This is a genomic window from Bradyrhizobium sp. SBR1B, from assembly GCF_014198205.1.
Lineage (GTDB): Bacteria > Pseudomonadota > Alphaproteobacteria > Rhizobiales > Xanthobacteraceae > Bradyrhizobium.
In genome coordinates, this window is record NZ_JACIHC010000011.1 from 198826 (window position 1) to 221196 (window position 22371).

Here is a 22371-nt window from a genome sequence, read left to right on the forward strand (position 1 = left end):
TCCGAGGGTGAAATGCGAAGAATTACGCCGCTGAGGGAAGATTGTGGGGAGGGTGGTGTTTTGTCTCGCCCTTCATCATGGTTGATTCGGTCGTCCTTCCGCGGGCGCCAATCCATGGGTCTGAGGCGACGCCAGCTGTGAACGTCGGTTCCAGGCCCGGTCGAGGCCACGGCGACAGTTTGTCCCTTTTGCCGGGGTGCAAGAGGCGGGCGCTTTGGTACACTGCGCCGACGCCAGAAGGAGTTCCATGAACGTGCCGAGTCCCAACGTACTGATGCTGTACCCGCTGTTCTCGGCAGAGTCCTTCTGGACCTTTGGCGAATCCTGCAAGGTATTGGGCGTAAAGCGCCCGGCCGCTCCTTTGGGCCTGATCACCGTTGCCGCGATGCTGCCCGAAAGCTGGACGGTCCGGCTGATCGATTGCAACACGGCGCCCTTCAACGACGAGGATCTCGCCTGGGCCGATGTCGTCTTCACCGGCGGGATGATGCCGCAGCAGGCCGACACGCTGCGCCTGATCGAGCTCTGCCGCGCGGCCGGCAAGCCCGTGGTCGTGGGCGGCCCCGACCCGACTTCGAGCCCGCACATCTATGAGCGGGCCGACTTCCGGGTGCTCGGTGAGGCCGAGAGCGTCATCGACGAATTCATTGCGGCCTGGGAGGGGGGCGCGCGGAGCGGCACCTTCACCGCACCGAAATTCCAGGCGGACGTGACCAAGACGCCGGTGCCGCGTTTCGACTTGCTCAAGTTCGAGGACTATCTCTATCTCGGTGTGCAGTATTCGCGCGGTTGTCCGTTCACCTGCGAGTTCTGCGACATCATCGAGCTCTACGGCCGCGTGCCGCGGACCAAGACGATCGAGCAGATGTTCGTCGAGCTCGATAGGCTCTATCAGATGGGCTACCGCGGCCATCTCGACTTCGTCGACGATAATTTCATCGGCAACAAGAAGTCGCTGCGGCAATTCCTGCCTAAGCTCGCCGAATGGCAGCGGACCCACGGCTATCCGTTCGAATTGTCGACCGAAGCCTCGGTCAACCTGGCCGATGATCCCGAGCTGTTGGAGTTGATGGGGGCGGCGAATTTCTTCGCCATCTTCGTCGGTATCGAGAGTCCGGATCCGGCAACGCTGGTCGCGATGCGGAAGAAGCAGAATACGCGGCGCAACATCGCCGAGAGCATCCACAAGATCTACGCCGCCGGCATGCTCGTCACCGCTGGCTTCATCGTCGGTTTCGACAATGAGAAGGTCTCCATGGCGGACGCCATGATCGATTTCATCGAGGAAGCGGCGATTCCCGTCAGCATGGTCGGGCTGCTCTATGCCTTGCCGAACACGCAGCTGACGCGCCGCCTGGAGCGCGAAGGCCGGCTCCACGCGGGCCACGATGTGGCGCCGACCATCGGCGCTGATCAGTGCACGGCTGGAATCAATTTCGATCCGGTGCGCCCGCTCCGCGACATCCTGACGGACTACAAGCGGGTGCTGGAGCACGTCTACAGCCCGGCTGCCTATTCAGGACGCGTCGACCGCCTCATGACGCTGCTCGACCGGTCCCGGCAGCGCCACGAGCTCGCCGAAGGCGATATCCGCGCCAAGCTCGGTGCGATGGAGACGGTGCACAAGGTGGTCACCGCCCTTCCCGAGGCGCGTGGACCGTTGTGGCAAACTTTCATGAACTGCGCCAAGCGCGACACGACATCCGCGCGCATTGCCGTGCAGATGATCGCAGCCTATGCCCATCTCGGACCGTTCTCGCGCAAGGTCATCGCCGCCATTGACGCGCGCCTGGCGGCGCTGGACGAGCAAATCCCGAGTCCGGCCGTGGCTGTGGGCGCGACCGAGGCTCGACATCTGGCCTGACATCCGGAGAGCGATGGAACCGCCCACGACGCTTTGATGTGCTGCCCGGCGTGCCGTCGGCAATCAAACTGGCTGTCATGTGTGAGATCCCGGCTTGACAGCAGGACAACCTCAAGCTGATCGTCGTCAGGACGACACCGGGCCCGCCGCGATTTCGGCGTCTGGACGTTCCGCGCGGGCATTTTGAGTTGGCCCGCGAGGCTCAGTGCTCGTCTGCCATTGCGACCGACGTCATTGCCGGAAAAGCTCTAGCGGGGTTGGGCCATGTTCAGGAAGGTGATCCGCTGGTCGGTTGCGCTGATTGTCGTGGCGGTGCTGGTCTTCGCATATCTGCCTTCCTTCATCGCCGATTCCATCTACAAGAATGTCGACGACATCACCGATGGCGAGATGCCCGCCACCGTCACGGCCTTTCAATCGGGGCCGGACGTCGTCAGTACCATCGGTGGCAGTGGCGAGGGCCTGAACTGCAGCCTGCCGCCTTGGGCCAACATATTCTTCGACGGCGGCAGGGATTCCAACCAGAAGCGCCATCTCGTCCTGCAGCGCTTCAGGCAGGCGTGCGTCTTTCACGACCTTTGCTATCGCCACGGCCTTGCGACCTATGGCTATAACCAGAACGATTGCGACCGCATTCTGCAGAACGCAGCTTTTCGACTCTGTCTCTACATACGAAACGGCAGCCAGGAGAGCAGCGCGGCGCGCTGTCAGACCGACTCCAAGATGGTTCTGGCCGGCGTGAGCATAGGCGGATACGACGCCTATCGCGGCTGGGACCGATCGACCTATTTCGAGTTCGATTCGGACCCGTCGCGGTCGAACGGATTTCTGGTCAGCCGTGTGGTGGATCATCCGTTCAAGGCGGCCGCGCCGGCCAAATACGGCAGCGACCCCGATCAGGTCATTCTCATGTTCGAGAACGTCCGCTCCAATCTTGCGGTGACCTGCATCACCTGCGCGAGTGTTCCCGTTCTCGAGTGGACGACCGATCCCAACGCCGTCAGCGCCGAGTTGCGCTCGGTCGGCGTGACGCGGTTGCCGGAAGCGCTGCTCAAGCGCGAGCCCATGCTGTCCGAAACCATGCCGGTCTGGCTGCCGCCGCGCCGTCGACACGCGGCGCCGCATCTCCTCGTCGACGGAGCGGGCAAGGACCATCTGATCTGGATGAGCCGGAACAACCCGCAGGACAGCATGTCCTGTATCGTCGGCGCCGATCCGGCGCGCCTCCTCACCAATACCCTGCCGGCCCGGGATCTCTGCTCCGTCGATGCGGGCCCGTCGCTCAGCAGGGTTGAGGTCGACATGTTCGCGACCTCTCCGCTTCCGATGGAAGTGCCCGGAAGTCCGGATCTCGTCTACGCGACGTCGATCAGCACACAGAAGACAAAGGAGCAGCATCTGAGCTTCTGTTCCCGCTCTGCATCCAGGAAGGTCGAGGAGTCCGGAGGCGACGACCGGTCCAAATGCGTCACCTTCCCCGAACCGGAGGTTCGCAAGGGCGCGGCGCTCGGTGCATTCCAGAACTTTCCGCTGGTTCGCGCCGGACAGCAGATCTATTTCGCGCGGGACATCGATCAGCGGACGGATTCGCTGTTGACCGCCGCCTGGCAGCGGGCCTTCGGCAACAGCTTCTCGCCCGACGGTGCCCTGCTTGTGATCGACGTTGCACCGCCGCTCGCCGCCAAAGGGCCTCTCTCGGCCAAGCTGAAGAAGATCGTCCGGTTCAACATCGACGATCGTTTCGATCCGATGATGCCGATCACGCGCAAGGTGGACGATTTGCGATTCCTGAGCCTCGAGGCGTCGAAGTCGAGTGTGCACCTTCGCACGATCGATTTCGCCAAGGACAACCCTTCCGTTGGCAATGCGCGGCTGACGATGGGCGACGGGGACGTGGACCTGGATCGCTCGTGGGCGGAGAGACCCATGCTGGTGCTGGAGACCAGGGAGGAGCGACCGAGGACCAAGCTGGTGTTCTCCCGTGGGAAAATAGCGATCGAACCGGGCAAGCCCGACGTGTCCCGCGCGACGACCGAAGTGCTGACGCTGCAGACCCTGGTTTTCGAACGCGATGCCGCCGCGCCGTCGGATGCGCCGTTCGTGAAATCGGCCGGAGCTGCTTGCCGGGTCGTCTATGAGTTCGAAGCGAACCACACCGATTGGCCGTGCTATCGCGCCTTCGACCCCGACCGCGCGATGCGAGCCTCGCCAGCGACGCGGATGCAGGCCTCCCAGACGCTGGTTGGGCGGTTCAGCCAAGGCGGCGGCCATGGCCTCGCATTTCCCGATCTCTGCCTGAAGTCGGAGCCGATCATCCTGACGCCGCAAGGAGGCACGTTTGCGCCCCTGAGCGAGACCGCGGGCTGGAAAGGCCCGCCAAAGCTGACACGGACGATCAAATGCGAGCCGCTCGATGCCACGGCAATCGTGAGCCGTCCCATCGCGCAGAAGGCTCCGTGAAGGCGGGCCGGCCAATGAGGCGCGCCAACGCGTTCGGTCTACTTCACCGCCAGCCGCAGGAAGCTCATCACGCTGCCGAGTGCGGCAAAGCCGGCGCCGAGCGCCAGCGCGACGGTTGCGCCGTCGTGACCGGCGAGCGCGAAGCAGAGCGCCGCGAGGGCCGCCCCCGTCGTCTGTCCCGTCAGGCGCGCGGTCGCGACGATGCCCGAGGCGCTGCCGCTGCGATGCGGCGGCGCGCTTGACATCACCGCCTTCATGTTCGGCGCCTGGAAGAAGCCGAAGCCCATGCCGCAGATCACCATCCGCCAGATGATGTCGGCAATGGCGGGGTTGGCCGGAAGCGTCGCAAGCAGCGCCATGCCGAGGCCGAGCAGCACCAGGCCGACGCCGCCGAGCAGGCCGACCGCGTGCCGGTCGGACAGGCGTCCCGCGATCGGCGCCATGATGCCGACCACCAGCGGCCACGGTGTCATGAAGAAGCCGGTCTCGACCTGCGAGCGGCCGAGCACGTCCTCGAAATAGAACGGTAGCGAGACGAAGGCGAGGCCCTGCACGGCGAAGGAGCACACCGCAGTCGCGGCCGACAACGCGAACATCGGCCGGCTGAACAGGTCGATCGGCAGCATCGGCGCCGGATGGTCGGCGTGCCGGCGCGTCAGGATAAAGCCGAGCGCGAGGGCCGTGACCAGCTCGATGATCACGATCACCGGCGACAGATTATGCGCGGCACTGCCGATGCCGGTGATGAACAGGCCGAGGCAGGCCGACGCCAGGATTGCGCCGAGAAAGTCGAACCCGTGATCGGCGCGCGGCGTCTTCGGCAGCATCGCAACGCCGATGCCGATCGCGACGAGGCCGAACGGGATGTTGACGGCGAACAGCCACGGCCACGGGCCGATGGCCAGGATGGCGGAGGCGATCGTTGGCCCGAAGGTGAAGGCGGTCGCGACCACACGCGCGTTGTGGCCAAAACCGCGGCCCAGCATCCGGCCGGGATAGACGAAGCGCACCAGCGCGGTGTTGACGCTCATGATGCCGCTGGCACCCAGCCCCTGCAGCATGCGCGCGACCAGCAGGCTCTCCAGCGACCACGCCACCGCGCAGAGGAGCGAGGCGATGGTGAACAGGATGAGGCCGCCGAGATAGATGCGCTGGTGTCCGACGATCTCGCCGAGCGCACCCAGCGGCAAGAGCGTCGCCACCAGCGCGATCTGGTAGACGTTGACCACCCAGACCGACTGCTCCGGCGAGACATGCAGATCGGCAGCAATGGCGGGCAGGGCGATGTTGGCGATCGCGGTGTCGAGCGAGGCCATCGCCAGCGCGGTGAAGATCGCGGCGATCGCCCAGCGCCGCTGCGCGGCGGGGAGGCCATCAGAGATGGTGTGGTCGGGCTCGCGCGCGGCGGCAGGTAACGTGATCGTCATTGCGTTGGCGCGTGGCTCCCGCGGCGCGGCTCAAATCGGTCATTTCGCATGTACTACGGCGGGGCCGCCTTCCACAGGCATATGCTTGCATGCTGTGTATGCGCGAAGGTAGGGCGATGACGGCTCGCGCTGGCGTATGATCGCGCCGCGGCTGCAAGAGTCAGGGGATCGCCATGCAAATCGTCGTTCTGCCCGGTGACGGCATCGGACCCGAGATCACGACCGCGACATCGGGCGTGCTGCGCGCGGCCTCAGAGCGCTTCCAGCTCAATTTGCGTCTGGAGGAGCACGCGGTCGGGCATGCGAGCCTGAAGCTATCAGGCACGACCGTGCGCCCCGAGCTGCTCGACATCGTCCGCGCCGCCGACGGCCTGATCCTGGGTCCGACCGCGACCTTCGACTTCAAGGACGAGGCGCATGGCGAGATCAATCCGTCGAGGTATTTCCGCAAGAACCTCGACCTCTACGCCAATATCAGGCCCGCGCGCACCTATGCGGGGCTGCCCGGCCGCCTCGGTGATTTCGACCTCGTCGTGGTCCGCGAGAACACCGAGGGGTTCTACGCCGACCGCAACCTGGAGCAGGGCAACGGCGAGATGCTGGTCACGCCCGACGTGGTGATCTCGCTGCGAAGGATCACACGCCTCTGCTGTGAGCGCATCGCGCATGCCGCATGCCGCCTCGCGATCAAGCGGCGCAGGCACCTCACCATCGTGCACAAGGCCAATGTGCTCAAGATCGGTGACGGCATGTTTCTCGAGATCTGCCGCGCGGCGGCGAAGGCCTATCCAGGACTGAGCGTCGACGACATCCTGGTCGATGCCATGATGGCGCATGTGGTGCGCAGTCCCGATCGTTTCGACGTCATCGTGTCCACCAACATGTTCGGCGACATTCTGTCCGATCTTACCGCCGAACTTTCGGGGAGCCTCGGCCTCGGCGGCTCGCTGAATGTCGGCGGGCGCTACGCGATGGCGCAGGCCGCGCACGGCTCGGCGCCCGACATTGCCGGACAGGACGTCGCCAATCCCGTCTCGTTGATCCTGTCGACCGCGCTGCTGCTGGCCTGGCACGGCGAGAAGACTGGTGCGGTCCGCTATGAAGAGGCCAGGCACGCGATCGAGGCGGCGGTGGCGAAGGCGATTGGCGAGGGCAGGGCGACGCGGGACATCGGCGGCAAGCTCGGCACGATCGCGGCAGGGGCGGCGATTGCGGAGATTCTGCAGGCAAAGTGAGCGGTGCTTGCACACTTTCCTCGGGGCCCAAGACAAAAAGTCGAAAAACAACCCCATGCACAGTAGAAGTCGCCTTGATTGATAAGGGATTTTCGAAACGCCTTGCGACGGCAGTCGCGGCTGCGATCAAGTTGACCCGTCGGGCAAAACACTGGCAGGATGCTAACGTGCCAGCGACGCCGGTGAACGTGCGACGCCGCCTATCAAGGCGGGCCACGTATCGGCTTGGCAAGTGCTGACCTACGATATCGCGCGCCGATCGCGGTGCCGCTGCCCGGGCCGGCCCGGCAAGGCTCTTGACCTCGTGATCTCCGAAAGTTTTCTGACCGGTGCCGATCAGGTGATGGACTGAAGTAGTTGGGTTCACGGCAGAAGCGTCATGAACTCATAGACGACTACGGCAGCGCCGAGACAGCGCCGCCAGGGATTCACGCCGCGGAAGACCTCGTCGGCGCCCCAGACGACGAGTCCGCCCTTCATGACGATCGTCAAGCCGACGCTGACCTTGCCTGCGGCGGGCCAGATCCAAAGCAGAACGCCGGCAACGAGGACGATCCAAAGAAGAAGATTCGGCCACTGCGCGATGGTGATGGCACCTGTTTCGCGGCTCCGGAAGAACCAATCAGCGAATCGCCGTACCGAGCCAATCAGAGTGCAACCTCACCCTCTTCACGGCCCTTCCAATAAGTGATGCGGTTGGCTTTGACCTTGATCAGCACGATGCCCGGCGTATCAATGCCGTGGTCGAACCATTTGTCGAGATCGCTCGTCCAATGCTGTTGGAATGCCGCCTTGTCCCGGATCAGTTCGGCCGTCCCCTCGACGGCGACATAGATCCCCTTCGAGAACAGGCCCGCTTCCGACGAAAAGCCGAGCGCGACTTTCGGATTTCGCCTGATGTCCGAGACGGTGCGGGTCCGGTCATGGGCAAAGTAGTAAGACGTGCCGTCGTAGGTGACATCGCCGTTGTTGCTCATGGGGCGGTTGGCGATTTCGCCGTTCTCGGTGTGGGTCGAAAGAATGGCGATGTCGATGTCGGCCATTTCCTTCGCGATCTCGGCGAGCGATGTCTTGGACATGAATTTTCCTCCAGCGGGGCTGGAGCAACGGCGGGATGAGGCTACGCGTTCCTCGCGTTCTACTCGTTGGAAACGCAAAACCGCCCCCGACATCAGTCGGAGGCGGTTTCGAATTGAATCGGATCAGTGGCCGGTGCCAGGCTTGGTGGTCTTCGGGGGCTTGCCGTCTTCCATGCGGCCCTCATTGCGAAGATCGCGTCCCTCTTGAGCCTTGCGCTGGCTCTCGGGATCCTTGCCGTGCTCGTTCATCTCTTCCTTGATGTAACCGGCGCCTTCCTTGATCTTGCCTTCAACGCTCATGATCTTCTCCTTCCATACAGGCGATAACGCGTTGGTGGACTTGGCGTTCCGGCATTAGAACAGAGCAGATTTGCGGGGAACCTAGTAGTGCCTTCGAACGCGCAGAATGGTAGAGCGCTTGCGAAACTCATCGTGCTGAGTGCTGAACGTTCGTCGATCGGTGTCGCTGCGCATTGATGGCGTAGCTCGGACTTTCCGAGCTGTGGCGCTGGCGCACGACAGGCGCACTGCTCACTTATTTCCGCTGCACGGATCACGTCATCAGATGGCAGCTCATGAGAGCCATCCGTTCAATTTCGTTTCGCTCTTCATCGTCCACGGAGTGGTTGCTGCCATGGGAGTGACGATTTGCGCCATGCAGTGGCTGTTGATCCGCAGGTGGTGGTTGAAGAAGCCGGCGGCGGATCAGTGATCGTGCGCGCGCCTCTCACGAGCATCATCGGCCGCTTTTGAAGGCAAGGAAGATGCTCGGCGCGCTGTCGCCGACATTGTTGTCGGTGCCTCCTGCACGCACCCCCGCACTGTATTGCCTTAGCAGGCTCGCCCAGGCTGACGACTAGGGGGCCGGGAGATCGGGTAGTTCCGAATGATGAATTGCGCTAGGTCGCGACAAGACGGCTGGTAAGAAATCGGCGGAATAAGCGACGTGGAGGTCAACGCTCGGGGTGGAAAACCGTCACTCGAACGCAAGCCCCAACGCCAACCAGGTCGCAAGAGACAAACAGACGCCAATTCCCAAATAGGGCAATGCAAGGCGCATCGGTCACTCCTCAGCTCCGAGACGCGAAAACGCCGTCAGCTTCGCATGTTCGCCGTGCACTGCCCATATTCCATACGATGTACGAGGATTGGTTTGCCGTGGACGACAACGTACCCGACCGCGCAATGAAGACGATGCCAACAGGAAGCAGACGTGCCTGATTTGACGCCCCTTTCAGGCCGGACCCGGCTGATTTAATTTGACTCCGCATTTGGTTCAAAATATATAATTTATTTAATTATTTAATTGTGAGGCTGGTGCCTGCCAAGTCCTTTCGATCTCGGGATTTTCTTCCATGCCGAACCGCGAAACAGGCGGAGCAATCGCTCCGCTCTAGCCTTTATCTAAAGAGGCGTGATCGATGCGCCGACCGATTGATACTGCACCCAGGGACGGAGAAGACATCTGGGTGGAAGATGCGACCGGGGTCGTTGACGTCGCTCGCTGGTCGCCTCAAGCAGGCAAATGGGTCTCCAAAGACGGTGCTCCAATCAACGCCGAGCCGACCCATTGGTATCCCGAAACTGAGGACATTGACCCAGAGGGCGAACCATCGGGCAATCCGCTGGCAGCGGCTGTCATTTTGCTTCCCGCGATCCTGGTTGGAGCGGCCTTGCTGGGTGTGTTCGACGCTTTCAGCGCACGAACGATGCCGGAAATGGCGCAAATCGGCGGCGAGAATGCCCTCCGCTTCGACCGACGGCCGGAAATAGGGGCGGGGTCGCAAGCGCTCCTTCAGCGCGAAGCGAGCGGAGCCCTGACGTACACGGTGCCGGCGGGCATGGTGCAGCCTGAGCCATGGCCCGATCGAGATGCTTTGCACAGTCATGCGCGCGCCAGTGAACCGGACGGGGCGCGCAGGGAACTTGAGGAGGCGGTTCAGCAGGCGCACGCGGCAAAAATTGCGGCGGACGAGTTGCGGCAGTCGCTGCAACAGGAGCAGGCGCGCAACGCTGCGCTTGCGAACGAAGTTGCCGAATTCCGCCGGCAGGTCGATGCCCGCGACGCAGAATCGCGGAAGGCGGAGGATGTGGCCGCGCAACAGAGAGAAGCGGCGCAACGGCAGATCGCAGAACTAGAGCAGTCTCTGCAGCGCGAGCGGGAAACTAGCACCGCCCGCGCAAGGCAGGTGAACGCCGCACAGGCAGCGGCGGCGAGCGCTGAGCAGGAACGCCACGAGGCGCAGTCGCGCGCCGCCGCGCTCGCGAGCGAACTCGCCGGAATGCCTCGCCGCTTGCCTGTGACGGAAGCTGCGACTGCGGAGGAAAGCCCGGCGGAGGGGCTGGAGATTGCGGAACTGCGGCAGTCCCTGCAGCAAGAGCAGGAAAAGAACGCCATTCTGGTCACGGAAGCCAAAGCAGCGCAGGCAGCAGCTGCCGATGCCGATCAACAACGCCGCGCTCTCGAAGCGGCTCAGGCGCACGCCGCCGCGCTGGAGAGCGAACTTGCCGAAGTGCGCCGGGAGCTCGAAGCCCGCAACGCGCAATTGCGCGATGCCGAAAATGCGACCTTGCAGCAGAGACAGGCAGCGAAACGAGAGATCAGTGAGCTGCAACAGTCGCTGAAACGGGAGCTGAGCAAAACCGAGGCCAGGGAGAGAGATCTTGCATCGGGGTGGCGCTCCACCCGTGAGCGCGCTCTCGCCGAGCAAGCAAATGACGCGCCGGTCCTGCCGGCGACGCGGAGCGTGGAAGTAGCGGAGCCACCGACCGCCGCAGTCCAGAACGAGGCGGAGGCCCGTTTGCTCCCGCGTGCCAGGGCGCTGCTCGATCAGGGAAATATTGGTGCAGCACGCATTGTACTCGAGCTCGCAGCTGAGAAAGACATTGCGCAGGCAAGTTTCATGCTCGCCGAGACCTATGATCCGGCGGTTCTTTCCGCCTGGGGTACTTATGGAACTCGCGGCGAAGCGGCCAAGGCGCGCGAATTCTACGCGAAGGCACACAGGGGCGGTATTCGCGAAGCCAAGGAACGGCTGGATGCGCTCCGACCCTGAGAATGGGATTCTTGGTGTCCGAGAGACAAAAGCTTGCGGCGGCTGAGCCAGAAGGGAACGACATGAACAATGCGCCAAAGTCACGCTCGTTGCTCCTGCTCGCTTGGTTGGTGCCGGTCGCTATGATGCTTCAAACGGCCTGCCTGGAAGCGCAAACGGCGAGAAATGCCAAGGCCGATGCACAGCTCGACCGACGGCCGCTTCCGAAAGAGAACGAAAAGGACCGGATGAATGCCTGGACGGTCGGGCTCGCCGGGGGCCTGCTCGAGGGCGCGCCGATCCGCCTCGCCGCAGAAATGGCTCGCGTCGTCGACGACGGAGCAGACCTGCATCTCCTGCCGATCGTCACCCGGGGGGCCACCGACAATCTGAACGCGCTGCTCTATTTGCGCGGCGTCGATACTGCCATCATCAACTCCGACGCGCTCGAGGAGTATAAGATTCAGGTACCGCAGATCCGGAGCCGCATCACCTATCTGCTCAATCTCTTCCCATCCGAGCTGCACATCTTTGTGCGGCCTGAGATCACAAGCCTGCAGGATCTTGTCGGCAAGAGGGTGAACTTCAACACCCTGGGCACCGCGGCCGCCTATTCAGGGCCACTGATCTTCAGCCGCCTCGGGATCGATGTCGAAAAGACATTCATCCCACATCAGGTTGCCCTGGAGCAGATGCGCAAAGGCGAAATGTCGGCCGTTGTGTTCATCACGTCGAAACCCGTCGACGCCTTCGTAAAGGGCCGCTGGGAGGCTGGATTCAAGTTCCTCCCGATCCGTTACGACCAGAAATTCGAGGACTATTATCTGCCCGCGACCTTGGACGCCAATGAGTATCCCAATCTGATCAAGCAGGGTGAGCGGGTCTCGACCATCGCGGTCCCGACAGCGCTGGTCGCTTTCAACTGGCCGCCAGGCTCCAATCGCTACCAACGCGTGGCTCGCCTTGTCGAGTACCTGTTCTCGCGGATCGACCGGCTGCAGGCACCAGGCTTCGATCCGAAATGGCAGTCGATCAATCTTGCGGCATCCGTCCCGGGTCTCACCCGCTTCCAGGCCGCGCAGGAATGGCTGGATCGCAAAGCGCGCAGCGTACAGGCGAGGCCATGAAGACTGCCGCTCCGCCGCTCGCTGTCGCCTTCAACGTCGCCTGCGGTATCGCCTACGCGCAAAGTACGAGCGATCCCATGGAGACACTTAGGGCTTGTTCGGCGATGGAGGGACAAGCCCGGCTGGAATGTCTGCAAGGCCTATCGCGCAAGATTCCCCCGTCCAGCCGGAGTAGCCGGGATGCCGGCTGGATCGTCAGCGAGACGACTTCGCCAGTCGATTATCTGCCGGTCGTCACTGCCACGGCCACTTCTGTCGGCCGCTCGGACGGTGCCGCGATGCAGCTCGCAATCCACTGCCGCAGAGGCCGCACGGAAGTCATCGTCGCCGGACCGGCGCTGTCACGCAGCGCCAACGAATACGTGATCTCCTTTCGGCTGAATGCGGATACGCCAATGCAACTCGCAGCAGCGTCGCCGTCATTCGGCTCCGGCGTCGCTTTCGGCGGCGACGTCGTAAAATTGTTGAGCTCACTACCGGACGACGGTCACATCGTCGTGAGCCTTTTCACCCGCACTGGCCCGGCGCAAGACGGACAATTCCTGCTCAGCGGATTCGAAAACGTGCGCAAGAAAATGGCGGCCGCATGCAAATGGCCACATGCCGTCACCAGGCCGGGTAGGTGATGGTCAGGATATGGGAGACACGAGATGATCAATCCAAAATTGGCGATGGCAGTCATCGGCGGCTTGACGATAGGGCTTCTGGTCGGACCAAGCGCGCAGGCGCAGCAGGACAACCAGTGGTTCCCGCAGGCGCGCGAGAAGAGCCAAGCGAGCAACGCGAAGCATCCGGGTGGACAGAAGCAGGTGAGCAAGCCGCGGCAGACTCACGCGATCAGGCAGGATCCTCCGAACAACACGAAGATGGCTCAGGCTACAAAAACCGAGAGCGCGAAAAAGTCGCACCGGCTGGTGCTGCAGGTCAATTCCAACGAACCTGCGATGATGAACCTCACGCTCAACAATGCGAGCAACGTCGCGCAATATTATCGCGATCTCGGTGAACCAGTGTCGATCGAGGTCGTCACCTTTGGTCCCGGCCTTCACATGCTGCGCGACGACACCTCGCCGGTAAAGCCGCGCATCGAGGTGCTCGCGATGAGCCATCCCGAAATCTCGTTCAAAGCCTGCGGCAACACGCAGGAAAACATGCGCAAGGCGGAGAACAAGGACATCAACCTGATCCCACAGGCAACGGTCGTGAAATCCGGCGTCGTCCGCGTCATGGAGCTGCAGGAGCAGGGCTGGAGCTACGTCAAACCGTGAGGTCTGGCGGCAAACCCAGGTCAATCGCATTTGGCGCTTAGCGCGAGCTGAGCGCGCGCCTCGTCCTTCGAGGCGACCGCTTCGCGGTCTCCTCAGGATGAGGCTAAGCAGCATCGGTGCTCGTTGAAACTGCAGCCGCGCACTCGATCTTCATCCTGAGGGCCCGCCAACGGCGGGCGTCTCGAAGGATGGCCACAGGCGAAATCACTCCCAAATGCGATAGCCCTGGGACATCGCGTGCGTTCGCGGGTCGTGGATACAGGAGCCCAGCCCTAGAACTGATACCGCCGCAACCCGCCATCCACCGGGATCACCGTCCCGGTGATGTACCGCGCCACCGGTGACGCCAGAAACACCGCGAGTGCGGCCAGATCTTCCGGCTCGCCCCAATAACCGACCGGGATTTCCTCCTCGGCAAAACGCTCCCGATAATCCGGCGGATAGTTGCGGCGGATCTGTTCGCTCATGATGCGGCCGGGAGGGATGCAGTTGATGGTGATGCCGTGCTCGCCGATCTCGCGCGACAGGCCCTTGGCCCAGGCGTGCACGGCGGCTTTCGCTGCGAACGCGGCGTTGAGCCCTTCGGGCTCGGACTTGCCGGTGATGTTGACGATGCGGCCCCATTTGCGTTCGATCATCTGCGGCAGCAGCGCATGCGCGATGCGGCGGTAGCTGGTGAAGTTCAGCGCGATCGCCTCGTCCCATTTGCTGTCGGGCGCATCGACCGGCAGGGGGCGGCTGCCGCCTGCATTGTTGATGAGGATGTCGACATGTCCAAGCTCCTTCACCGCGAACGCCGCGATCCGCTCTGCCGCGTCCTTCGCCATCACGTCCTGCTCGAGCGGCGTGATCAGCCCGGAGCCTTCCTCCTTCACCAGCTCGGCGAGCAGATCGGTGCGCCGCGCCACGCCGACCACACGCACGCCTTCGGCGGCGAGGCCCTTGGCGATGGCGCGACCGATGCCGATGCTCGCGCCGGTGACAACAGCGGTTTTCGATTTGAGCCCGAGGTCCATGGTGACACGCTCTCTTGCTGGTTTTTGCTTATTGCTGTCCGCTTCCTGCCCGTCCCGCGGGCCTTGCGAATTGCCTGAGCGGGACGAGCAGTGGTAACCAAGAGCGACCTTGAAGGAAACACGAAAAAGAAAAGGCGTTGAGCGATGGCCTGGGATCCGCAGCAATACTTAAAATTCTCCGGCCATCGGCTCCGGCCCGCCGTGGACCTCTTGATGCGGATTCCGGATTTTGGCCCGCGCGAGATTGCCGATCTCGGCGCCGGCGCCGGCAACGTGACAAAACTCATCAAGGAGCGCTGGCCGGAGGCGAGCGTGACCGGCCTCGAGGGCTCCGCCGAGATGGTTGCCGCCGGCCGCAAGGCTGCACCCGATGTCGAATGGTCCCACGAGGACCTCGGCCAATGGCGCCCCGCCAGGCAATACGACTTGATCTATTCCAATGCCGCACTGCACTGGCTGCCCAATCATGCGGCGCTGTTTCCATCGGTCATGGAGAAGGTGAAGCCTAGCGGCATGCTTGCGGTGCAGATGCCGCGCAACTTTCTGGCGCCGTCGCATGTGCTGATCGGCGAGACCGCGCTCGATGGTCCGTGGCGATCCAAGCTCGAGCATCTCGTGACGCCGACGCCGGTCGAGGGGCCGGCCTTCTATTACGATCTTCTTGCGCCGATGTCGGCCGACATCGACATCTGGGAGACCGAATATCTGCAGGTGCTCGAAGGCGAGAACCCCGTCAAGGAATGGACCAAGGGGACCTGGCTGACGCGCTATCTCGACGTGCTCGCAGGCGAGGAGAAGATCGCATTCGAAGCCGCTTATGGCGCGCGGGTTGCGAAGGCCTATCCGAAGAATGCTGCGGGGCAGACCCTGTTCCCGTTCCGCCGCCTTTTCATGGTTGCGCAGCGCAAGAGCTGATGCTCTGCCGCAATGCGACATAAGCGCTCGTTCCCCTGGACAGAAGCAGGTGCCGGGTTGCGTAGACAGCGCTCGTCAAGATAGCTTGGCTGCGGCAAATTGGGCTTAGGTCTAGTTGTTCGGCCTGCGGATTGCTGCCACTACTCAAACCGGAAAACAAAAAAGCACCCGGTTTGTCGAGGTTGTTGGGAGGTCTTCATGCGCAAACTGCTTCTTGCGGTCGCGGCGGCCGCGCTGATTCTGGCCCCTGCCGCTGCGCTGGCCCAAACTCCGATCGTCATCAAATTCAGCCACGTCGTCGCCAACGACACCCCGAAGGGGAAGGGGGCGCTGAAGTTCAAGGAGCTCGCCGAAAAATACACTGACGGCAAGGTCAAGGTCGAAATCTACCCGAACTCCACGCTCTACAAGGACAAGGAAGAGATCGAGGCGCTGCAGCTCGGCTCCGTGCAGATGCTCGCGCCCTCGACCGCGAAATTCGCGCCGCTGGGCATCAAGGAGTTCGAGGCGCTCGACCTGCCCTGGCTGTTCAAGGACGACCAGACCTATTCCAACGCGATGAAGGGCACGGTCGGCAAGTGGCTGTTCCAGAAGCTCGAGACCAAGGGCATCACCGGGCTTGCCTATTGGGACAATGGTTTCCACATGGTCTCTTCGAATCGCCCGCTGATGAAGCCGACTGACTTCCAGGGACTGAAGTTCCGCATCTCCGGATCGAAGGTTGCCGACCAATATTTCCGCCTCGTCGGCTCGATCCCGCAGATCATGGCGTTCTCCGAAGTTTACCAGGCGCTGCAGACCGGCGTGGTCGACGGCTGCGAGAACACCGCATCCAACTATCTGACGCAGAAGTTCTACGAGGTGCAGAAAGACATCACCGTCTCCTATCATGCACACCTGCAGTATGCTGTGATCGTCAACTCGAAGTTCTGGTCGGGCCTCCCGCCCGATATCCGCACCCAGCTCGACAAGGCGATGGCGGAGGCGACTGACTACACCAACTCGATCGCCCGCCAGGAGAACGAGGACGCGCTGGCCGAGATCAAGAAAACGGGAAAGACCAATCTGCATTACCTCACCGATGCTGATCGCAAGGCCTGGCAGGAGGCGATGCAGCCGACTTATAAATGGGCAAAGGGACGGGTCGGGCAGGAGGTGCTCGATCTCATCGCCAAGGAACTCGACGTCAAGATGAACTGACGGGTGCGGCCCAATAAGAACAACACCAACGGTCGGGGGTGATCGCACTCCCGGCCGTTTCGCTCTTGAATGACGACCTGATGCTGGGGGACCAAGTTGTTGCGTGTGCTGAATCGTTTTCTCGACCATCTCGAGGAATGGCTGATCGCGACGATGATCGCGGCTGCGACGTCGCTCATCTTCGTCGCCGTGCTGCACCGTTACGGCGCCGGGCTGTCGATCGATATCGCCAAATGGGCGGAAGCCCGAAACCTGACCTTCCTGGCCGTTCCGGCGCGGGCGACGTTCACCTGGCTTGCTGCGCTCGACTTGTCCTGGGCGCAGGAGCTCTGCATCTACATGTTCATCTGGATGGCCAAGTTCGGCGCCGCCTATGGCGTGCGGACCGGCATCCATGTCGGCGTCGACGTGCTCGTCAACATCCTTCCGGGCGGATCCCGCCGGCGCGTCATCACCTTCGGTCTGTTGTGCGGTGCGCTGTTCACCGCCATTGTCGCCTATTTCGGGGCCGCGTTCGTCGGCCAGATGTGGCAGACCGGCCAGCAGTCCAATGATCTGGAAGCACCGATGTGGATGGTGTATCTCACCATCCCGCTCGGCTCCGGCCTGATGTGCTTCCGCTTCCTGCAGGTCGCCTGGTCGTTCCACCGCACCGGCGAGCTGCCGCATCACGACATGGCGGGCGTCGAGGGTGTTGAGGCGGATCCGGTGCATCCGGCGCCGGTCACGCATAGTCAGGTCGTCCGGGACGAGCGCAGCCCGCTCGGCTGGATCCTGATGCTGCTGCCGGTCTTGATCGTCGCGCTGTGCTTCGCGCATGCGGGTCACGTCATCACGCTGCCGCAGGGCTTGCGCGTCCTCATCGTGTTCGCGCTTCTGCTCTCCTTGATGCTGACGGGCATGCCGATCTCGATCGCGCTCGGTCTCACCGTGCTCAGCTTCATGTTCACACTGACCGACGTGCGAACGGAATCGGTGGCGCTGAAGCTGTTCACCGGCATCGAGAACTTCGAGATCATGGCGATCCCGTTCTTCATCCTCGCCGGCAACTTCCTGACCCACGGCGGGGTGGCGCGGCGGATGATCACCTTCGCGACCTCGCTGGTCGGCCATTGGTACGGCGGTCTCGCGCTGTCGGGGGTGGTCGCCTGTGCGCTGTTTGCCGCGATTTCCGGCTCGTCGCCGGCGACCGTGGTGGCGATCGGCTCGGTGATCCTGCCGGCGATGGTCGCGCAGGGCTTCCCAAAGCGGTTCGGCGCGGGCGTGATCACGACGTCGGGCTCGCTCGGAATTCTGATTCCGCCGTCGATCCCGATGGTTCTCTACGCCGTCTCCACCAACAGCTCGGTCGGCAAGCTGTTCATTGCCGGCATCGTGCCGGGATTGGTCCTGGCCACGCTTCTCGGCGCCACGACATTCTATCGGGCCTGGCGCAACGACTATCCCCGGATGCCGAAGGCAACGCTGCGCGAGCGCTTCGATGCCTTTCGCAAGTCGATCTGGGGCATCCTGCTGATCGTGATCGTGATCGGCGGCATCTACAGCGGCCTGTTCACGCCGACCGAAGCTGCCGCCGTCAGTGCGGTCTACGCCTTCATCGTGGCCGTGTTCATCTATAAAGACCTGAAGCTGAGCGACGTGCCGCGGGTGCTGCTGTCGTCGGCGAATCTCTCGGCGATGCTGCTCTACATCATCACCAACGCCGTCCTGTTCTCGTTCCTGATGACCTACGAGAACGTGCCGCAAGCGCTGGCGCAATGGATGATCGACCAGGGCCTGGGGTGGATCGGCTTCCTGCTCCTCGTCAACCTGCTGCTGCTGCTGGCGGGTAACGTGATGGAGCCGTCCTCGATCATCCTCATCATGGCTCCGATCCTGTTCCCGGTCGCGATCAAGCTCGGCATCGACCCGATCCATTTCGGCATCCTGATGACAGTCAACATGGAGGTTGGCCTCTGCCATCCGCCTGTCGGCCTCAACCTTTACGTCGCCTCCGGCATCGCCAAGATGGGCATCACCGAGCTCACGGTCGCGGTGTGGCCATGGCTGCTGACGATGCTGGGATTCCTGGTGGTGGTGACGTACTGGCCGGGCCTGTCGTTGTGGCTGCCGCGGCTGCTGGGGATGTAGCGACGAGTTCTGAATCCCTCTCCCCTTCTTGTGGGAGAGGGTGGCTCGTCGCGCAGCGGCGAGACGGGTGAGGGGTATCTATCCTCGCGGACGCTCTCGCGAGCGGAGAGATGCCCCTCATCCGGCGCTTCGCGCCACCTTCTCCCACAGGGGGAAAAGGGGACAGCATCCGTGTTGCTGCCGCCGATAGTAATCACCCGCCAGATGCGGTTAGATGCCGCGCAACCGGCGGGGAGGAGCAAGCATGACAGACATCAGCGGCGAGCCAAAGGACGCGACGCCGTCCGTCATCGCCCAGCAAACGGCGATGCTGAAGGCGCTGCCGTTTTCCGACACGCGGGATTTCGACGATGCCGCGCGCGGCTTCCTCGGCACGATCGAGAATGCGACGATCACGAACCCGCAAGGGCGGACGGTCTGGAGTCTCGCGCTTTACGGCTTCCTGTCCACCGAAGAGGCGCCACCCACGGTCAATCCGAGCCTGTGGCGGCAGTCGCGTCTCAACATGCAGCACGGCCTGTTCGAGGTCGTGCCCGGTGTCTACCAGGTGCGCGGGCTCGACATCGCCAACATGACGCTGATCGAGGGCGACAGCGGCGTCATCGTCGTCGACACGCTGACCTCGATCGAAGGTGCCCGCGCCGCGCTCGATCTCTATTTTAGGCATCGCGGCCTGAAGCCCGTCGCGGCCGTCATCTTTACCCACACCCACACCGATCATTGGGGCGGCGCGCGCGGCGTGCTGGAGGAAGACGCGCTCGCTACTAGCCGCGTGCCGATCATCGCGCCGAACCTGTTCATGGAGCACGCCGTCTCCGAGAACATCATCGCGGGCCCCGCGATGCTGCGCCGGGCGCAGTACCAGTTCGGGCCGCTGCTCGCCAAGGGGACGCGGGGGCAGGTCGATTGCGGGCTCGGCAAGTCGATGGCGGCAGGCTCCGTCGCGCTGCTGCGCCCGACCGATTTGATCATGGCGACCGGCGACAGGCGCGTCATCGACGGCGTCGAATTCGAATTCCAGATGGCGCCGAACAGCGAAGCGCCGGCGGAGATGCATTTCTTCATCCCGCGCTACAAGCTGTTGAACCTCGCCGAGAACTGCACGCACAATTTCCACAATCTGCTGCCGTTCCGCGGTGCCGACGTGCGCGACGCGCTGGCCTGGTCAAAATATCTGGGCGAGGCCTTGCAGCTCTCGGACGGCAAGGCGGAGGCGATGTGCGGCCAGCATCATTGGCCGGTGTGGGGAGCTGAGCGCATCGGCACGATGATCCGGCAGCAGCGTGACCTCTACAAATTCGCGCACGACCAGACCATCCGCCTGATGAATCACGGCCTCACCGCGGCGGAGATCGCCGAGACGATCCAGCTGCCGAAGAGCCTGGAGGGCGCCTGGCACGGCCGCGGCTATTACGGCCACATCCGGCACAATGTGAAGGCGATCTACCAGAAATATCTCGGCTGGTACGATGCCAACCCGGTCAATCTCGATCCGCTGCCGCCGGTGGAGTCAGGCAGGAAATACGTCGAGTATATGGGCGGGGCGGATGCGATCCTGGCGCGGGCACGTGCGGATTTCGACAAGGGTGAATTCCGCTTCGTCGCCCAAGTGCTCGGCCATCTCGTCTTCGCCGAGCCTGATCATGTGGCGGCGCGCGCGTTGCTCGCCGACACGCTGGAGCAGCTCGGCTACGTCGCCGAAAGCGCGACCTGGCGCAACGCCTATCTGTTCGGTGCGCAGGAATTGCGCCAGGGCATGCCGAAGGTGCCGGCGCGCCCGCCGATGCCGCGCGAGACGCTGGCGGCGCTGCGCACCTCGCAGCTCTGGGACGTGCTCGGCATCCGCCTCAACGGCCCCAAGGCCGAGGGCAAGCACATCGTGCTGAACTGGAGTTTTTCCGATACCGGCGAGACCTTCGTGCTCAATCTGGAGAACTGCGCGCTGACCTACACCGAGGGCGTGCAGGTGGAGGGCGCCGATGCCAGCTTCACGCTGACGCGCGCAACGCTCGACGGGGTGATCGCCAAGCTGACGAGCTTTCCGGAAGCCGTCGCTGCAGGGAGGGTCAAGCTGTCGGGCAACCCGATGAAACTCGCCGAGCTGATGGGCCTGATGGACGAGTTTCCCAGGATGTTCGAGATCGTGGAGCCGAAGCGGGCGGTGGTGAGGTAGGGAAGGCCGTGTTGACGCGCTGAGGACGTCACACTCCGCTGTCGTCCCCGCGAACGCGGGGACGACACTGTTGGTCGGTCTGCGACGCCGTTGGTTGGCTAGCTTACTCCGCGCTGCTCACCAGCTTGATCCGCGGCGACTGTTCCTCGGCGAGGCTGCGGTAGGCGGCGAGGTAATCCAGCGCCATTCGCCGCGCCGTGAAACGTGTCTCGAACTGTTTGCGGATCGCGGTGCGGTCGAGTTGCGGAAGGCGATTGACGACGCCGGCTGCGCTGAGGATGTCCTCGACGACGAAGCCGGTCAGCCCCTCGTCGATGATCTCCGGCACCGAGCCGCGGTTGAAGGCGACCACCGGCGTTCCGCAGGCCATGGCTTCGATCATCACGAGGCCGAACGGCTCCGGCCAGTCGATCGGCAGCAGAAGGCCGAGCGCGCCGCTCAAAAAGTCCGACTTCTCGTGATCGCTGATCTCGCCGATGAACTCCACCAGCGGATTGTTCTCGATCATCGGCCGGATCAACTCGTCGTAGTAATCCTGGTCGGCACGATCGACCTTGGCCGCGATCTTCAGCGGAATGCCGCAATGGGTCGCGATCTTGATGGCGCGGTCGACGCCCTTCTCGGGCGCGATGCGGCCGAGCACGGCGAGATATTCCTGTTTCGCCGGCTTCGGCGTCAGCAAATTCTCCGGAAGACCGTGATGAATCGTCGTCACCCAGTTCGCCTGCGGCACCGGCCGTCGCTGCGCATTGGAGATCGAAATGACGGGCATCTTGGAGAAGGTGTTGAACACCGGCTGATGCTCCGGCAGGTCGAGCCGGCCGTGCAGCGTGGTCAGGAACGGCGTCGGCTGGCGGTGGAACAACGACCACGGATAATAGTCGAGATGGAAGTGGAGGAAGTCGAACTCCTCGTCGTCACATTTTTGCCGCACGCGCTCCAGCAGCACCATGTGCAGGGCGTTTGGATCGCGCACGGAACCGTCGAGACGGAGTGCCTTCGGCCACAGTGCATCCAGCTTGGCCGAGGTCTGTGAATCGCCGCTGGCGAACAAAGTCACGTCGTGCCCAAGGGCCACCAACTCTTCCGTCAACCAATGCACCACCCGCTCGGTGCCGCCATACAGCTTGGGTGGAACAGCCTCCGTCAACGGAGCTACCTGCGCGATGCGCATCTCACCATCTCCTTGCGATCATAAAGGTTGAAACCCCCCGCCAGTACGGCACCGGCATGCCAGACAAGGGAACGTTCCCGCACTTGCGAAGTTCCTTCCTCCGAACGTTACATCTTCGACACGTCCGCGGGTGTCTCGATGCTGCCACGACATCTTCTCAGATCGTCCGCATCCGCATGTCGTGATCGCCCGGCCCGGGAACCGAGGCGACGAGGTCGATGTTCAGTCGATCAGTAACAAAACGAAAATCAGCATAACGGGGCGATAG

The 22371-nt window shown here is 63.0% G+C and carries 18 protein-coding genes and 1 pseudogene; 13 read left to right on the forward strand and 6 right to left on the reverse strand.

The window, feature by feature from the left end; genetic code table 11:
- The first annotated feature begins 247 nt into the window (after positions 1 to 247).
- Positions 248 to 1864, forward strand: a complete 1617-nt coding sequence (locus tag GGD61_RS25685) for a B12-binding domain-containing radical SAM protein (protein ID WP_018322713.1) — start codon at positions 248 to 250, stop codon at positions 1862 to 1864.
- 264 nt (positions 1865 to 2128) lie between these two features.
- The gene (locus GGD61_RS25690) at positions 2129 to 4324 is read left to right on the forward strand and encodes a hypothetical protein (RefSeq protein ID WP_092259784.1); all 2196 of its coding nucleotides are present in this window, start codon (positions 2129 to 2131) and stop codon (positions 4322 to 4324) included.
- Positions 4325 to 4362: 38 nt separating this feature from the next.
- Here GGD61_RS25690 and GGD61_RS25695 read toward each other — a convergent pair whose 3' ends face one another.
- Entirely contained in the window at positions 4363 to 5751 is a 1389-nt protein-coding gene (locus GGD61_RS25695) for an MFS transporter (protein WP_183231493.1), read from the reverse strand.
- Positions 5752 to 5924: 173 nt separating this feature from the next.
- Here GGD61_RS25695 and GGD61_RS25700 point away from each other — a divergent pair, with 173 nt between their 5' ends.
- On the forward strand, positions 5925 to 6986 hold the full coding sequence (locus GGD61_RS25700) for an isocitrate/isopropylmalate dehydrogenase family protein (RefSeq protein WP_092259780.1): 1062 nt from the start codon (positions 5925 to 5927) through the stop codon (positions 6984 to 6986).
- Between the two features lie 363 nt (positions 6987 to 7349).
- Here the strand turns inward: GGD61_RS25700 and GGD61_RS41690 are convergent, their stop codons facing one another.
- From GGD61_RS41690 to GGD61_RS25715, 3 genes are all read right to left on the reverse strand, one after another.
- Entirely contained in the window at positions 7350 to 7634 is a 285-nt protein-coding gene (locus tag GGD61_RS41690; protein WP_092259778.1) for a hypothetical protein, read from the reverse strand.
- Positions 7634 to 8065: a pyridoxamine 5'-phosphate oxidase family protein gene (locus GGD61_RS25710; protein ID WP_092259776.1), complete on the reverse strand. Its 432-nt coding sequence runs from the start codon at positions 8063 to 8065 to the stop codon at positions 7634 to 7636. Before GGD61_RS25710 ends, GGD61_RS41690 begins: the two co-directional genes overlap by 1 nt.
- 123 nt (positions 8066 to 8188) lie before the next feature.
- Positions 8189 to 8365 (reverse strand): hypothetical protein, encoded by a 177-nt coding sequence (locus tag GGD61_RS25715; RefSeq protein ID WP_018322718.1) that lies wholly within the window; start codon positions 8363 to 8365, stop codon positions 8189 to 8191.
- Positions 8366 to 8504: 139 nt separating this feature from the next.
- On the opposite strand from GGD61_RS25715, the gene GGD61_RS25720 reads away from it, so the two are divergent.
- The 5 genes from GGD61_RS25720 (at position 8505) to GGD61_RS25740 (ending at position 13495) form a co-directional block, all read left to right on the forward strand.
- Positions 8505 to 8777 carry a hypothetical protein gene (locus GGD61_RS25720; protein ID WP_143109077.1) on the forward strand — a complete coding sequence of 91 codons (273 nt, stop codon included), beginning with the start codon at positions 8505 to 8507 and terminating at the stop codon, positions 8775 to 8777.
- Positions 8778 to 9534: 757 nt separating this feature from the next.
- Positions 9535 to 11121, forward strand: a complete 1587-nt coding sequence (locus GGD61_RS25725) for a hypothetical protein (protein WP_143109076.1) — start codon at positions 9535 to 9537, stop codon at positions 11119 to 11121.
- Between the two features lie 122 nt (positions 11122 to 11243).
- Entirely contained in the window at positions 11244 to 12227 is a 984-nt protein-coding gene (locus tag GGD61_RS25730; protein ID WP_244550718.1) for a TAXI family TRAP transporter solute-binding subunit, read from the forward strand.
- Positions 12224 to 12853 carry a hypothetical protein gene (locus tag GGD61_RS25735; RefSeq protein WP_026202803.1) on the forward strand — a complete coding sequence of 210 codons (630 nt, stop codon included), beginning with the start codon at positions 12224 to 12226 and terminating at the stop codon, positions 12851 to 12853. Before GGD61_RS25730 ends, GGD61_RS25735 begins: the two co-directional genes overlap by 4 nt.
- 24 nt (positions 12854 to 12877) lie before the next feature.
- Positions 12878 to 13495, forward strand: a complete 618-nt coding sequence (locus GGD61_RS25740; RefSeq protein ID WP_244550717.1) for a hypothetical protein — start codon at positions 12878 to 12880, stop codon at positions 13493 to 13495.
- A 272-nt stretch (positions 13496 to 13767) separates the two neighbouring features.
- Here GGD61_RS25740 and GGD61_RS25745 read toward each other — a convergent pair whose 3' ends face one another.
- Complete coding sequence (locus GGD61_RS25745) at positions 13768 to 14511, reverse strand: SDR family NAD(P)-dependent oxidoreductase (RefSeq protein WP_092259768.1); 744 nt, start codon at positions 14509 to 14511, stop codon at positions 13768 to 13770.
- 144 nt (positions 14512 to 14655) lie between these two features.
- Here GGD61_RS25745 and GGD61_RS25750 point away from each other — a divergent pair, with 144 nt between their 5' ends.
- The 5 genes and pseudogenes from GGD61_RS25750 to GGD61_RS25765 all read left to right on the forward strand — a co-directional run bounded on the left by GGD61_RS25750 (position 14656) and on the right by GGD61_RS25765 (position 20929).
- The gene (locus GGD61_RS25750) at positions 14656 to 15426 is read left to right on the forward strand and encodes a methyltransferase domain-containing protein (RefSeq protein ID WP_092259766.1); all 771 of its coding nucleotides are present in this window, start codon (positions 14656 to 14658) and stop codon (positions 15424 to 15426) included.
- 198 nt (positions 15427 to 15624) lie between these two features.
- Complete coding sequence (locus tag GGD61_RS25755; protein ID WP_183231494.1) at positions 15625 to 16626, forward strand: DctP family TRAP transporter solute-binding subunit; 1002 nt, start codon at positions 15625 to 15627, stop codon at positions 16624 to 16626.
- A 153-nt stretch (positions 16627 to 16779) separates the two neighbouring features.
- Positions 16780 to 17256 (forward strand): annotated as a pseudogene (locus tag GGD61_RS40700) (TRAP transporter small permease); the annotation flags it as partial.
- Positions 17257 to 17475: 219 nt separating this feature from the next.
- Entirely contained in the window at positions 17476 to 18756 is a 1281-nt protein-coding gene (locus tag GGD61_RS40705) for a TRAP transporter large permease (RefSeq protein ID WP_244550726.1), read from the forward strand.
- 244 nt (positions 18757 to 19000) lie between these two features.
- Positions 19001 to 20929, forward strand: a complete 1929-nt coding sequence (locus tag GGD61_RS25765) for an alkyl/aryl-sulfatase (RefSeq protein WP_183231495.1) — start codon at positions 19001 to 19003, stop codon at positions 20927 to 20929.
- A gap of 103 nt (positions 20930 to 21032) precedes the next feature.
- Here the strand turns inward: GGD61_RS25765 and GGD61_RS25770 are convergent, their stop codons facing one another.
- The gene (locus GGD61_RS25770; RefSeq protein ID WP_092259758.1) at positions 21033 to 22103 is read right to left on the reverse strand and encodes a glycosyltransferase family 4 protein; all 1071 of its coding nucleotides are present in this window, start codon (positions 22101 to 22103) and stop codon (positions 21033 to 21035) included.
- Positions 22104 to 22371: the final 268 nt, after the last annotated feature.